12 protein-coding genes and 1 tRNA gene are annotated in these 15,498 nt (G+C 26.1%); 6 read left to right on the top strand and 7 right to left on the bottom strand.

What is annotated here, in order from left to right; all coding sequences use genetic code 11:
* Positions 1-6: 6 nt before the first annotated feature.
* Complete coding sequence (locus AC2A4K_RS01600) at positions 7-1,275, bottom strand: tetratricopeptide repeat protein (protein WP_322505300.1); 1,269 nt, start codon at positions 1,273-1,275, stop codon at positions 7-9.
* Between the two features lie 1,098 nt (positions 1,276-2,373).
* Here AC2A4K_RS01600 and AC2A4K_RS01595 point away from each other — a divergent pair.
* Positions 2,374-3,888: a putative bifunctional diguanylate cyclase/phosphodiesterase gene (locus AC2A4K_RS01595; RefSeq protein ID WP_322505301.1), complete on the top strand. Its 1,515-nt coding sequence runs from the start codon at positions 2,374-2,376 to the stop codon at positions 3,886-3,888.
* Positions 3,889-4,207: 319 nt separating this feature from the next.
* Here the strand turns inward: AC2A4K_RS01595 and AC2A4K_RS01590 are convergent, their stop codons facing one another.
* From AC2A4K_RS01590 to AC2A4K_RS01575, 4 genes are all read right to left on the bottom strand, one after another.
* Positions 4,208-4,900, bottom strand: coding sequence for an OmpA/MotB family protein (locus AC2A4K_RS01590; RefSeq protein ID WP_322505302.1), 693 nt, complete (start codon positions 4,898-4,900; stop codon positions 4,208-4,210).
* Positions 4,901-4,902: 2 nt separating this feature from the next.
* Positions 4,903-6,333: a CXorf38 family protein gene (locus tag AC2A4K_RS01585; RefSeq protein WP_322505303.1), complete on the bottom strand. Its 1,431-nt coding sequence runs from the start codon at positions 6,331-6,333 to the stop codon at positions 4,903-4,905.
* 598 nt (positions 6,334-6,931) lie between these two features.
* Positions 6,932-7,945, bottom strand: a complete 1,014-nt coding sequence (galE, locus tag AC2A4K_RS01580) for a UDP-glucose 4-epimerase GalE (RefSeq protein WP_322505304.1) — start codon at positions 7,943-7,945, stop codon at positions 6,932-6,934.
* 146 nt (positions 7,946-8,091) lie between these two features.
* Positions 8,092-8,868, bottom strand: a complete 777-nt coding sequence (locus AC2A4K_RS01575; RefSeq protein WP_322505305.1) for a hypothetical protein — start codon at positions 8,866-8,868, stop codon at positions 8,092-8,094.
* Positions 8,869-9,037: 169 nt separating this feature from the next.
* Between AC2A4K_RS01575 and AC2A4K_RS01570 the strand changes: the two genes are divergently transcribed.
* Positions 9,038-9,113 (top strand) — tRNA-Met (locus tag AC2A4K_RS01570).
* Between the two features lie 108 nt (positions 9,114-9,221).
* Here the strand turns inward: AC2A4K_RS01570 and AC2A4K_RS01565 are convergent.
* Both AC2A4K_RS01565 and AC2A4K_RS01560 read right to left on the bottom strand, forming a co-directional pair.
* Positions 9,222-9,749: a hypothetical protein gene (locus AC2A4K_RS01565; RefSeq protein WP_322505306.1), complete on the bottom strand. Its 528-nt coding sequence runs from the start codon at positions 9,747-9,749 to the stop codon at positions 9,222-9,224.
* 250 nt (positions 9,750-9,999) lie between these two features.
* Entirely contained in the window at positions 10,000-11,187 is a 1,188-nt protein-coding gene (locus AC2A4K_RS01560; RefSeq protein WP_322505307.1) for a cation:proton antiporter, read from the bottom strand.
* Positions 11,188-11,576: 389 nt separating this feature from the next.
* On the opposite strand from AC2A4K_RS01560, the gene AC2A4K_RS01555 reads away from it, so the two are divergent.
* Genes AC2A4K_RS01555 through AC2A4K_RS01540 form a run of 4 tightly spaced genes read left to right on the top strand, consistent with a single transcriptional unit; the run spans position 11,577 to position 15,452 of the window.
* The gene (locus AC2A4K_RS01555) at positions 11,577-12,251 is read left to right on the top strand and encodes a response regulator transcription factor (RefSeq protein ID WP_322505308.1); all 675 of its coding nucleotides are present in this window, start codon (positions 11,577-11,579) and stop codon (positions 12,249-12,251) included.
* On the top strand, positions 12,238-13,671 hold the full coding sequence (locus tag AC2A4K_RS01550) for a sensor histidine kinase (protein ID WP_322505309.1): 1,434 nt from the start codon (positions 12,238-12,240) through the stop codon (positions 13,669-13,671). The genes AC2A4K_RS01555 and AC2A4K_RS01550 overlap by 14 nt, the downstream gene beginning before the upstream one ends.
* Positions 13,664-14,452, top strand: a complete 789-nt coding sequence (locus tag AC2A4K_RS01545) for a DUF3919 family protein (protein WP_322505310.1) — start codon at positions 13,664-13,666, stop codon at positions 14,450-14,452. The genes AC2A4K_RS01550 and AC2A4K_RS01545 overlap by 8 nt, the downstream gene beginning before the upstream one ends.
* Positions 14,433-15,452, top strand: a complete 1,020-nt coding sequence (locus AC2A4K_RS01540; protein WP_322505311.1) for an ABC transporter substrate-binding protein — start codon at positions 14,433-14,435, stop codon at positions 15,450-15,452. The genes AC2A4K_RS01545 and AC2A4K_RS01540 overlap by 20 nt, the downstream gene beginning before the upstream one ends.
* The last annotated feature ends 46 nt before the right edge of the window (positions 15,453-15,498 follow it).

Here is a 15,498-nt window from a genome sequence, read left to right as displayed (position 1 = left end):
CTTATCCTAATTGTCCTTAAAACTATTTATTACTTTTCTAAATAGCTTTTTCACATTACTAACTTCTTTCCTTTTAGAATAAAGCTCTTTAGGCACCTCAGTTTTCCCATTTATTTTTTGTATTTTACTATATATCTTTAAAACATCGTTGCAAATATTTCTAGTTCCTAAATACACTTTTTCATGCTCTTCCTTTAATCTTCCAATGGACTTTATTAGTTCATTATTTTCAAAATTAAACTTATTGAAAAAATCACTATTTATCTGTTTAAATTCTTCATTAAACTTAAGATCATCACCTAAGAATTCACTTACAACTTTATAATAAATAAGTTTCTTAAATTCACTATTTATTTCTCTATCATCATGGATTTTACAAAGATCTAAGAATAATCTCCTAAAATTCATTATCTTTTCTAAGGTTTCTATATCTTCTTTTTCATCTATTAAAACTAAAGCTGTAGATGTAAGTTTTACTCCATTTTTGAAGTGAAATTCTTTTAAAATCCTATATAATAAATCTAAAATTGAAGTTTTTATTTCCTTATAATTTTCCTTTAAAGTAACAGCACTTAATGAAGAGCAGGTTTCATTGAAATCATTTTTACAATCTAATCTATCAGATAAATCTAAAAGCTTTAGATATAATTTATATTTTTGAGATTCTATATTCTTATTTTCTAAGCCTTCTTTTAAAATTTTAATAGCCTTAGTATAGTCTCTTAATTCACTTACATTATAAATTTCAAATAGCTTTAAATAAAAATCCACCTCTACATTTTTTAATTTTAAACTCTTCCTTAAAACACTTTCTAAATTTTTCAAATCGTAACTTTCTGAATAAGAATTTATCAAAAGCTTATAATACTCTATATTGTTAGGATCCCTTATAACTAATTCTTTTAAAATCTTAGAGCTTTTTTTATAATTCCTTTCCTTCATTAAGCACAATGCCAAATCCTTTTTAACTTTTGTATTATCAGGATACTTCTGCAAAACTTTTTCAAAGTTTAAAATTGCTAAATCATATTTTTCATCCTTAGCTAAATCAACTCCTTCATTAAGAATTTTTTTAACCTCTGAATCAAATACCTCAGAAACATAAACATCTCTCTTTGATTTATCTATTAAAGTTTCATAAGCATCCCTTATAACCCTATATTCCTTAGGGAACTTTTCTGGTGGGTATTTTTTAGTCATATTAAAATAGGCATTTTTCACTTCACTATCAGAGGCATCTATCTCAACATTTAATTCTTTAAAATAATCGATCATACATATCCTCCTACCCTTATTAAATAAGTAATATATCTGTATACCATAACTTTATTTCAGTAACTTTAATAATATTCATTGGTAAGCTTAATTTATTTATAAAACTTAGTATGCTATTGATTATGATTATATTTTCACTTTTATTTAAACTTTCCTTATTTGACATAAATTATTTCTATTAATAAAATGTTAATGAATTATTTAATAAGATTAATTAATAATCTAAAAATATAGTTTAATAAGTCTTTGGAGGTTTCTATGTCGGAAAACCCTTTATATAAAATAAAACTCTTTTTTAAAGTCCAAATTATTTTTAGTTTCGTGGTTCTAGGAATAACATTATTTTCTGTATTTACCGACCCCCAAATATTACCTGACTATTTATTATGGGCTATCGCATTTTCATTTTGGATTTTTCAATGTGTAATTGGAGTATTTTTTTCTTTTAAATACAGACACTCTAAAAGCCATCTTAACACAATAAAATTAAGCTTTATACTTATTCAAAGTATTCAACTTTTAATGAACTTAATTGTGAATTTGTTAGGTATTTTAGATTTTCCAATTCACAAAATACTCTTACTAAAGAACATAAAGTTAGTTTTATTATCAGCAATTTTAATTTTCATGATTTATATTCTTATAAAGGACATGTTTCAATATAAGATTTTAAGAGACTACATAATTAGAGATTCATTTTTTACATTTATACCTTTTGCATTTATTATTTATGAGAACTCTAATTACTTCCTATCGTCTACATACTTCTTAGATGATTCAATTTATAGTTTATTTTTATTAAATCTTAATAGCTTATATATTTTCTTAGAAGGATTTCTTATAATCTTAATTTTTGTAAAAACAATTTATTTAAGAAATAATAAGAAAAGTAGTTTTCTTTTACTTATATATTTTTATATTTCAATCCTTAATTGTTATATAATCTCATATTTTAATAATGAAATTTTTTATTCTCATTATATATATCAAGGGGTAGCTATAGACTTCTTCAGCTCAATACTAGTACTGCTTAGCATCTATTATTCAACAATTGAAAAAGATACCCGCTTTAATATAGGATTACTAGATGATTCATATATGAATATAAATAATTCATGGATAAGTGTTACCATAGGAATTTTTCCTGTAACCTTTGCTGCAATATATATAGTTTCATCATCCATAATAAATAAAGACTTAAACGGACTTGAAAGTTTAATAATACTACTTCTTATTATGGTTTTATTACTATCTAGAGATGTAATCTTAAGAAGAGATAATTTAAGATTGATTGAAAGCGTTAAAAAAGCAAATGAAATTGATTTTTTAACTAATATGTATAGTAGAAACTATTTTTTAAAGCAACTTGAATCTAAGCATAATAACTATGCTCTCTTTTTTATAGATATAAAAAGCTTTAAAGATATAAATAATATTTTTGGTCATATTGCTGGAGATAAAGTTTTAGTTGAAGTTTCTAACAAACTTAAAGAACTTAAGTCTCTATTAGGAAAAGACATCCTATATTGTAGATATAGTGGAAATGATTTCGCTCTAATGTCTAGAATAGATCAAGTTGATTCTATTTTAAAATTTCTTCATAACTTTGAAGATATAAATGTAAAACATAATGCTGATATTATACATATCAATTTTAATGTTGGTTATTCACTAAATGAATCTAATGTTAATTTAGATTTATTAATTCAAGAAGCAGATTATGCTTTAATGAGAGCTAAAAAACTTAAAGTATCTAATAACGCAATACTTATGTATGATGATAACCTTAAAACAGATTTAGAGCATACAAACATACTAAAGAAGGATTTTAAAGATGATCTTCTATCAAATAAATTCCATTTAGTCTTTCAACCTAAAATTTCTGTAAAAACCTTAAAAGTTGTTGGTTTTGAAACATTACTAAGGTGGAAACACGATACCTTAGGATATATATCTCCTACTAAATTTATTCCTATTGCAGAGAATTTAGGAGAAATATCATCCCTTGATTTGTATGTATTTAAAAAAGCTTGTGAATTTCAAAGAAGTTTACTAAAACAAAATATTAAACTTAAGTGTAGTGTTAATCTTTCTTTAAACACATTAAAATCTTACGATAAAATTTGCCATATACTTCATATTTATAGAAAGCACCGTATTCCACCCAATTTAATAACAGCCGAAATTTTAGAAAATGTTTCATTAAATAATAATACTAGAACAATAGCCTATATAAATCAGCTTAGATCAAATGGAATTTGTATTTCAATAGATGACTTTGGAACAGGCTATTCTTCTCTTAGCCAAATATCAAGTTTATATTTTGATGAATTAAAAGTTCCTAGAGAGTTTGTTATTGATGCAAGAACTCCTAATAAAATAGCTGTTATTGAATTTATATCTATATTAGCAAAAAAATTAAATGTTACTTCAGTTATAGAAGGTGTAGAGACCTATGAAGATTTCAAATTATTTAGTAGATTAGGATTTGATGTTGTTCAAGGATATTATTTTTCTAAACCCTTAAATGAAAATGAATTTATGGAATATATAAATTCTACAAAATTAAATCTTGTTGTTAAAATTGATAAAAATATGGAGCCTACTAAATAAGTTAATAATTACTTATTCAAAAAAGGAGCTGTATCAAAAGTAACTTAAAATAAAACTTATAAATAGTATGAAGAGAATATCTAGATGAGCTTTAGAATTTAAGCTATTACGTAGAAAAATTTGCGTTAAGAAGCTGAGACTGTTTGACCGAAGGGAGTTTCGAAGCTTCAGCAAATTCTTCGTAATAATAGCTATAAATTCTTAGTGAAATCTAGTAATTCTCGGAATATATTTATAAGTTTTATTAAATAAAGTTTTAATACAACATATATATATTCATGATTATAACTATATTTTTTATTATAAAACTAATTTTCTTTTACTCATTTCTATCTCTTATTGCCTCTTCTAAATCTTCATTATTAAATACCATACGAACTTCAATACGTCTATCTTTTTTAGTCTCATTTATATCATACTCGTCATACCCTCTATCTCTTTCCTCTTTAGAAGAATAGTTTTCAAACTCAGACATACCTGATGCTTTAAATTTCTCTCCATGAAGATCTTCAAGTTTACTATCTTCTGGCATCATTTCATTTAAAAAGCTAATTGCTCTTTCAGTAGATAATTTTCTTCCGTGGATTGTTCCTCCAGCAAAATCAGTATGTCCAACAATTTCTATATAATCTATTTTTCTCTTTATTTCTTCCTTAGATAAAAGCTTATAAAATATCTCTCCTAGTTCAGCTGCTAATTTCTTTCCATCCTCTTTTAAAACTGCACTATCACTATCAAAAAAGGTTTCTGTTTTTATATCAATTTTTCCTTCTTCTCTGTTAAAATTCATTACTTCCTCATCAACAGCATACTGATTTAATTCCCCTTGAATTTTATCATAAACCGTTTCTCTTTCCGCAGCTATATTGTCTACAAAAATACTAGAAACCCCAATAGATGTAAGTAATATGAAGAAAAAAACTAAGGTAACAGTGGTCATTATATCAACAAAGGAAGGCCAATAAGAAGGAACTTCTTGTTCAGTTTTATATTTTCTTCTTCTAACCTTCATTTTTAACACCTACCAATCTCTTTGCCATCTTTTTGCCAATCTGAGTTTGATTTTCCCATCTCCCTTTTTCTATTTGTACTTCTACTTAATTCCTCAGTAGCTAAGCTTATATCTCTTAAAGGAACATTTAATTTATCAACTATATTAGATGAAAGTTCTTGTGTTTCTCTTTGAAGAGCATAGTATATTCCATTTGCTACTTCATTTTTCATATTTGAAACATTATCTGAAAACTTGTTTATTCCTCTCTCAAACTCTTTATAACCATCATTTAATCTTGCAATTTGATTAGATACAACCTGATTATTCTTATTTTGTTCTTCCTTTATGACTTTAAATGCATCATTAAAAGTATTGTACCCTCTCCTAACCTCATTACTTTGAACTTCTAACCTCATACAAAGTTTATTTATTTCCCTCTTGTTATCATTTATAGACTTAGATAGTTCAATAAAACTATCTTTAAGTTTTATTGTTTCAGTTGCAAACTTAGTATTTGTAGCACTTACTGAATTACAGAATTCAGTACTTATTCTATTAAACTTTTCCATGCTCTCTCCAAAACTCTTTATAGGAGTTTTTATTCCCATTACAGATATTCTAAAGTCGGCTACAATATTATCTAAGTCTTTCATATGCTTATTCATTCCATTAAAAGTATTTGTCATATCTAATGTATTTCTATTTATTCCTTGAACTAGATTGTTTATTCCTCTATTAAATAAGTCATCTAATTTTACTGAAAGTTCTCCTAAAACCCCCTTCATAAAATCAGAAATCATATCTTTCTCTGATTTCATATAAATAGAAAAAAGTATATTATCTAAGTAATCTTCAAAAACATCATAAAAATCTTCTTTGGCTCTCTTTAGATTAATATTAAGACAGTTTAATGTAACTGAACCTATAACCCCTACAATACTAGTCCAAAAAGCACTAGACATACTATCTAAAGGCATATTCATACTTCTTGAAAAATCAGCCATGCTTTGAGTTCCACTAGATAAAATCCCTGTTGTGGTCATAATAGCAATTGTAAGTCCCAAAAAAGTTCCTATAAGACCTAGAGCTATTGAAATAGCAGGTAATATATTAGCAATACTTTCTTCTTTTAATATTTTTCCTTCTATATTTTTTTGAATTATAACCTCTGTATTTATATTGTTAGTTCCTTTATTTGCACTTTTTCTAAATTCATCTGCCATTGATTTCAATTCACTATTAAAAAATTTAAGTTCTTTTTGATTATCTTTATTAGGTACATTTACCCATTCACTTTCTTGAAAATCCTTTAAGAGTCTTTCATATTTACCTTTAACTCTTATGTTATAAATAACCCCTAAAGATATAACTATTAAAATTAATCCAACACCAATATACCCCAAAATATTTTGAGTTAAAAATGATTGTAAGATATTGCTTATAATATCCATTATAAAAATACTCCTCCTAAAATTATTAATCTTTAATATGAAATATATGATGGCAATAGTATTTTTATAATGACTTTCCATAATAAAATTAGGCTATGTTTTAAGTAATTGTTGATTTCTAGATATATATTCAGACCTAACTTAATTTCGCAAAGAGTTTCTATTGTCTATTTCAGAATAATATCTAAGGCTTAGATGAAAGTCCAAATTTAAAATTTGGTATCTTGAACTTATGCAATCGAACTTTAGTGAGATTGTATTCCTTTTATAGAATACGCTCAAACAAAAAAGGAGCCATATCAATGATACAGCTCCCAACTTCTTTAGATATCTAACTAATAATTAATATATCCGAACTTCTAAATTATCTATATAAAGAATAAAGGCTGAAGAAAAATTTCTCCAACCAATTCCAAAATAAATACTAACACGCTATAAGTATTTACTATATGTAGACAGTATCACATTCTGGTTAAAAATTCAATAAAATCTACATATTTTTCTTTATTCTTTAAAAATTTTTATCAATTTATTGAATATATTTACTTTACTGTTATTTTAAACGACAAAAATAGCCATATTAATCAATTTTATATCTCTAAGAATTATATACTTTATAACTTTGAGTTTGCCATCTCCAAGAGTCCTCACACATCTCTTCTATTTCATATTTAGCTTGCCATCCTAACTCATTGTTAGCTTTGCTTGGATCAGCATAACACTCTGCCACATCCCCAGGTCTTCTTTCTATTATTTTATAGGCAATATCTTTTCCACTTATCTTTGAAAAAGCATTGACCAAATCCAAAACACTATATCCTCTTCCTGTTCCTAAGTTATAAATAACAAGACCAGGTTTCATTGTTAATTTCTCTAGTGCCTTAAGATGTCCAATTGCTAAATCAACTACATGGATATAATCTCTAACTCCAGTGCCATCATGTGTAGCATAGTCACTTCCAAAAATACTTAGCTCTTCAAGTTCTCCAATAGCAACCTTAGTTATATATGGCATTAAATTATTTGGAATTCCATTTGGCTCTTCCCCTATTAACCCACTTTTATGTGCGCCTACAGGATTGAAATATCTTAAAATACATATATCCCAAGTATCATCTGATTTATATAAGTCACTTAAAATTTCTTCTATCATAAGTTTAGTTCTTCCATATGGATTAGTAACTGATAAAGGACATTCTTCATGACACGGAACAATCTTACACTCTCCATAAACAGTAGCCGATGAACTAAACACCAATTTTTTAACATTATATTTTTTCATAGTTTCTAATAAAACTAATGTGCTAACTAAGTTATTTTTATAATACTCTAGTGGTATTACTGTAGATTCTCCAACAGCCTTTAATGCTGCAAAATGAATTACTGAATCTATTTCATTTTCTGAAAATACTCTCTCTAATCCATCACTATCAAGCAAATCCATTTTATAAAACTTTATATCACTTCCTGTGATTTCTTTTATTCTATCTTTAACCAACTCTTTACTATTGGATAGGTTGTCTATAACTACAATCTCAAGCCCTTTATTTATTAATTCAACGCATGTATGGCTTCCTATATAACCAAGCCCTCCTGTTACTAATATAGCCATTTTTCTCCACCCTTTATACCGTATTAAGTGTTTCTTTACAAACTTACAAATTAAAACCTAATTTACACTTTATTACATTTTAACACGGATTACTTGGGCAATTTTATATATTTTTGTAAATACAAACCACTTCTTATACACATAATTTATATTTCATTAAAATTTTCCTTCCAGAACTTTAATTCTTCTAAATGTTCATCAATTAAAGAATCTTTTATATACTTAACCTTTTTTCCATCTGTATTTCTATATCTAGTTTCACATACTTTTACTAAAAATACTGTTATTCCTTCATAGCACTTTAGAACATTTCCTATTCTATAGCTTCTCTTTTCTATGTTAGTATCTCCGTATATAAGCCTACTACTCTGTATCATAGGAATGAAATCTCTAAATCTTTGTTCTATAGCCTCACCTAAATTAGTAGCAGAACATAATAACTTGTAAATTCCTATTAATTTATTTTTATCATCTTTTGCTTGCTCTAAAATCTTCTTCATTTCATCTCTTGCGGCTTGTATTTCCATCATTTCTTCATCTAAATTTTTATTTATTTTGTTTATCTTAAAGACCTTAATAAAAGGACTCTTTATATTTTTTATAATAGACTTTTCATTACAATCTATCATTAAAAGTTCTTTAATAGGTCGTATATCATAATCATTTATTACATATTCACTACTAACTTCTTCTCCTAAAGTAGCTTTTATAGCTTTTCTTTCTAAAATACTCATATTTTTAGCATATTTAGGTACTAGTGTTTCTAATATATATATTTTTTCTTCGTTTATTTTGTTAACTAAATGCTTTATATCTCTGTTTTCATTTTTTAATTCTTCATAATATTTTTCTTTTTCATTAGAAAATAATTCTTGAAGTTCTAAAGCCCTACTATATGCTTCATCAAAACCTTTGGTAAACATTTCTCCTCCTGAACTACAAATTAAAACTATATACGTCCCCTATATATTTATTATATATCACAAAAGTAAAAGTTCTAAGCCTTTATACAATTTAAAATAAATATTTAAATTACTTGACTTTATTGATATGTTAACGTATAGTTAAAGAGTAGTAAATACAATTTAATGACGCGGGATGGAGCAGCTGGTAGCTCGTCGGGCTCATAACCCGAAGGTCGTAGGTTCAAGTCCTGCTCCCGCAACCACAAAAAAGGTTCTGTAAAACAGAACCTTTTTTTATTTGAATCCAATATTTATTTTAAAATAAAAATAGCTATATCAAAACAAGTTGTCTTGATATAGCTTGTATATTTCTATTTTTCTAATCTTTTTTCGTCTCTTCTAATATCTCTTTTTAGCTCTTTACATTCTTTTTTATATTCTATAGCTTCTTTATTTAATTCTCTAATCCATTTTTGAGCTATTTGTTCTTCATGAGCTTTAAAGTGTTCGTATTTTTTATATTCTCTTAAAGCGTCTTTAATCTTTTTATCTAATTCTTTAGTGTTTAGTAGTTCTCCACACTGTTCGCTTAATAAATCTTCATAATCTCTATAAACTTCGAAAAAGGCTTTCATAGCTTCTCTTTTATCTTTTCTACCTTTTAAATTATTTACTAATTTTTTTAAAATATGCTTATGTTCAGCAAGTTCTGGATCTTCTCCTTCTTCAGCTAGAACAACTAGATTTTCTAATTTTTTTCTAGTGTACTCTAATGTAGTATCTTCTAAAGCATCTTCTATTCCATATTGTCTAAGAAATTTTTTAAATTCTTCCACATCAGCTTCATCATTAAATGGTAGAAGTTCTTCTACTTCAATATCTATTGTTTCTTTATTCATTTGTATTACCTCCTAAGATAAATACAAATACTATAGTTTCAATGTAGAATTCATCTACACTCAAGCCTTAGTATTTATATAATTATTTATTAATTATATTAATACTAAGCTCTATCCTTTCAAAGGATTCCAATCACTAGTTGCTAATATTTTTACTATAATTATAAAAAAAAATCATTTTTTCTATTTTTTAATAGCTAAGCTTAAAATATTTTAATAATAATCAATTTTTTTAAATCATTTTTAAACTCTACATATTAACACTTACATTTTTAGATTTAGTGTTAAAGGCTATTTTTAATAAAATAGGTGTTACTATTGTTGTAACAACAACAACGATTATTATTGGAGCTAAAAATTCTGGTAACATTAACCCCATTGCAATTCCTTTATTAGCTACTATAAGTGCTACCTCTCCCCTTGATATCATCCCTGTTCCAATCTGAATGGCTTCACTATTACTATAATGACACAACTTAGCTCCTAGACCACATCCTACTATCTTACTAATTATAGCTATTAAAAGTAATAATATAGCAAATATAAAAATTGGTTTAGTCATAGTTGTCAACTCTACCTTTATTCCTATACTAGCAAAGAATATAGGTGATAATAACATATATGATAATGTTTCGAATCTGGAGTTTAAATATTTTGTTCTATTAGAATCAGATATTACTAATCCTGCTATAAATGCTCCAGTTATATCTGCTACTCCAAAGAACTCCTCCGCCACGAAAGATAATAATAAACAAAATACAAAGGCTATAATTACAAATCTTCTTAAATCCCTTTGATATCTTTCATCTAATTTTATGAATGCCCAGTGGAATAAGTATCCTGCTAATCCTGCGAAAATAAAGAACATTACTATTTTACCTAAAACTAATACTACATTAACTGATGGATCTGCTAAACTTGTTGTTATGGTTAAAGCCACAATACCTAAAATATCATCAATTATAGCAGCTCCTAGTATCGCATTCCCTGCTCTTGTGCTTAATTTTCCCATCTCTTTTAATGTTTCTACTGTAATACTAACTGAAGTGGCTGTTAATATTATTCCAATAAAGACATTTTGTAGAACAGCATTAGAATCTACTCCCTTATTAAATATACTTGCAATAAAAAATCCACCTATAAGTGGGATTATTACTCCAAGTACAGCTATTATAAATGATGCTTTACCTGTTTTCTTCAATTGATTAATATCTGTTTCCAATCCTGCAGTAAACATTAAAACTATTACTCCAAGCTCTGCAAGTTGCTGTATAAATTCTGTTTCTGATAAAACATTTAAGACTGCTGGTCCTAAGATAATCCCTGCAAGCAAAGCCCCAACAACTTGAGGCATTTTAACTCTTTTAGTTATTAGCCCAAAGATCTTAGTACTAATAAGAATAAGTGCCAAGTCAAATAAAAATTCATAAGATAACACTATAAACCCCTCCCTAATTTAAAAATATGCATTACTACCAATTATAATTTCTATTTCTAATTATTTCAATATATGTCATCATATTGAAATAATTTATTTAAATAACAGTCTATTTATCTATACTATTCACTTATTAACTACTTTAGTTTTTAACTGTAAAATGTGTACAACAATATATATTCTTATTAAATTTAATTTAATAGTTTAAAAATTTTTTAATGATTTTCTATTTAAAATAAAATCAAATATTAATTTCTTCTAAAATCTATTTTTAAAAAAAATAATTAACTTTCTTTTGTGAATGAAAGTTAAAATAGTCCAATTAAGAAGTAAATTTTATGCTAAAATTAAAGTTGCCGCTATATTCTAATAAAGGGGGATCCATATTTATGAAAATTTTAGTTGTAGATGATGAAGTGAGCATATTACAACTTATCAAAATGAACTTAGAAATAGAAGGTCACATTCCTATAACAGCTGAGAATGCCTTGGATGCATTAGAATTAGTAATAAAAGAAAAGCCAGACATAATAATTCTAGATGCTATGTTACCAGATATAAGTGGCTTTAATCTAATACCAAAAATAAAAAATATAGATGATATACCTATAATTATGTTAACAGCTAAAAATGATATAAATGATAAACTTTTAGGTCTTCAATTAGGTGCTGAAGATTATATAACTAAACCCTTTAATAGTACTGAATTAATGTTAAGAATAAACATAGTTAGCAGACATATTTCAAATTCTTGCGAAAAAAAAGTAAAGGATTTAATAGTTGGAGAGCTTATTCTATTATTAGATGAAAGAAAGGCTCTTATTAATTCTGAGTACATAAATCTAACCTTTAAAGAATTTGAAGTTTTAAGATGCCTTTGTCAAAATAAAAATAGAGTTTTTTCAAGAGAAGAACTACTAAATAAAGTTTGGGGATATGATTTTGAAGGAACAACTAGAGCTGTAGACATCCTAATTCAAAGACTTAGAAAGAAGTTAGGTCCATGTCAAAACTACATAAAAACCTTATATAAGGCTGGTTATAAGTTAGATGAAGAACAATAAAATGAAACTTAAATTAAATTTAAAGCAAAAAATTATTTTAACGAACTTATTGATATTAACGCCTATAATAATTTTTATATTCATAATAACTTATAATGCTTTGAATAAAAACTTAATAAATAACTCCATAGAATATCTACTTGATAAAAGTAGGACAACGGAATCTTACATACTTAATTTACTTTCATCAAATGATTCTGAAAATAAGGAAGATATTATTAGAGATAATGCACCATTTATAGCTTCAACACTTAGTGAAAAATATAATGTGAGAATTCAAATAATAAGTAATTCAGCTCAAATAATATATGATTCATCATCAGATGAGGTATCTTTATTTGGTTCTGATATAAATGAAGCTTTAAAAGGTCAAACAGCCTATATAGTAGAGAAAATAGATAATACTCCTACTATATTTCTTTCTAGTCCAATATTTTATGAAGGGAAAGAATATGGTGCCATAAGATTGATTTTAATAAACACAGAAGCTTATGAGATATTAAAAAATACATTAACAATATTTATTATTAGCGGATTAATTGCAATAGTAATTGCAATATTTTTAATAAACACCTTTGCCAAGGAATTGGTTAGTCCTTTAGTTGTTTTAAAACAAAAATCTAAAAATATTTCTGAAGGTAACTTTAAAGAAGAGCTCCACATAACAAGTGGTGATGAAGTTGAAGATTTAGCAAATACCTTTAACATAATGAGTGAAAACCTTGATAAATACATAAATGAAATAAAATCTTCTAAACTTCATCAAAAGAAATTTTTTGATAATGTATCTCATGAATTTAAAACACCATTAACTGCAATAATTGGATTTTCAGAAATCATTCCAAAATTAAATGATAAAGAAAAAATTATTCAAAGCTCCTCTCTTATAGAAAAAGAAGGTAAAAGACTTTTAAACTTAGTTGAGGAAATACTTTTGATTGCTAAAAGTAATAAAGATAATTTTCAGATTGAATATACGTATATAGATGTTAAGTCTCTAATAGATGATTGTTTAAAAATCCTAAAAATAAAACTTGATAATTATGATATTAAAGTTGAAAGAAATTATGAATCATTTTTTATATATGGAGACCATGATAAAACGAAGCAAGTCTTTATAAATATAATAGATAATGCAATAAAATATAGTGGATGTGAAACTCTCAAAATTTTTACTACGAAATCTACTAATAAAATAGATGTCATTATAGAAGATGATGGAACAGGTTTCTTAATTAAGGATGAGTACACAAATCCTAAGGGTAATGGACTTGGAATAAAGATTTGTAAAGATATAATGCAAAGCCAAAATTATGGTTTCAATATAGAAAGTGAATTAGATGTTGGAACTAAAGCTACACTCTCCTTCTTTATTCATAAAAAAAGTGAGAATAAGGAGGTTTCAGAAAATAATGAGTAAGAACTTTAAAAATACTCTTTTCATTTACTTATTTTTTATAATAATAATACTTGCTACATACATTTATTATTCTAATGATATATACGATTCTTTAACTGTAGTTAAAAGTTCTAAAGAAAATAAGGTTGATTTAAATATTAAGATACCTGATAAAATAACAATTTCAAACCCATATTTAGGTACTGCCGTAATTTCAAATAAATCTGAACTTAATGAATTACTACATTATTTCAATAAGATATGCGTAACTAATTCAAATAATGAAAATACGCTTCCTTTAAAAAATACATTATTTATCTCAGGTGAAATTTTTTATTTAAATGGTGATTCAACACCTTTTGAAATATCAAACGCATTAAAATTAAATGGAGAAAGTTTCTCAAACAACTCTTATTTAATAAATATGCTAAGAAATGATTTGAAAGATGCATTCTATACAGTTAGCAACTTTGAGTCTATATTATCAAGTCCTGATAACTTAATCACCTACAAAGAAGATGGTGTTGTTAAAAATCTTTCAAATGATTCTAAGGAATTTTTGTTAGAAGATTTTAAAACTTTAAGAATTATGAATGATAATAAGGATTTCTTAAAAACTGATTTAAGCGAACTTCCAAAGTACCATTTAACTCTATATAGATATGCTAAAGAAGGAGATGTATCTAATAATACTTTTTATATAGATGTTTATAAAGACTACGTAATTATACAATATCTAGGTGATGAAAATGGTAAAACTATTTATTTAAAGGGGAATTTAAATGAAGAAATTTTTAAATAAAAAAATTACCTTACTATTCATAATTATTATTATTATTTTACTAGCACATTTACATATTTTAAAAAAGGAAAAAGCCCTAAGCACTTCAAATATGAACCACATAGTTGTTTATGGTTCTTTAAGAGAAGAGGAAGGAAAATACCTTCTTGAGAAATTTAAAAGTGAGTATGATTGTACTTATGAATATATAAAGCTTCCAACAGAAGAAGCAGTACAAAGAATATTAGATACAAAGGATAATCCTCAAGGAGATATTTTTATAGGTGGAAGCTGTGATGCTTATGAAATTCTTAAGAAAAATAATGCCTTAGGAGATTATAACTCACCATCAGCTAATAATATTCCTACGAAATATAAAGATTTAAATGGATATTGGACTGGCTTTCAAATAACTCCTCTTGCAATAGGTATAAATGAATCACTATGGAAAAAAACTTTTGGAGATTCTGTTCCTTATCCTAATAAAATTGAGGACTTACTGAATCCAGAATTTAAAAATAAAATAATACTTCCTAACCCTCAAACTTCTGGTACCGGATACACCTTAATGGCATCACTTTATCAAGAACTGGGGAAAGAGAAATTTGAAGATTTCATAAAAAAACTTAATAATAATGTTGCCTCTTCAACTATAAGTGGATTTAATTCAATTCAAAGAGTTGCCTCTGGAGAGTACTTATTAACTGTTAATTTTCTAAGCGATCAACTTATAGCGGATAAATCTTCAGATAATATTATTAGCATAGTTCCAGAAAATGCGGGATGGAATGTGGATTCTATAGCCTTAATAAAGAATTCTAAACATAAAAAAATAGCAAAAAAATTTATAGATTTTGTATTATCAAATGAAACCTCAAAAAATCTTTCTAAATTTTCTAAGGCTATTTCAACTAAAAACTTTGACACAAATCAATTTAAAATATATGATAAATATAACTTCTACCTAGCGGCTGAAGATAGAAATGAAATTATGAAAATACTTTATACCAATAAAAATTAATTAAAATCTCTTAAATGTTACATTTGTGAAACATTTAAGAGATTTT

This window comes from Clostridium sp. LIBA-8841 (assembly GCF_057782475.1).
This window is presented reverse-complemented; position numbering and strand designations above follow the sequence as displayed.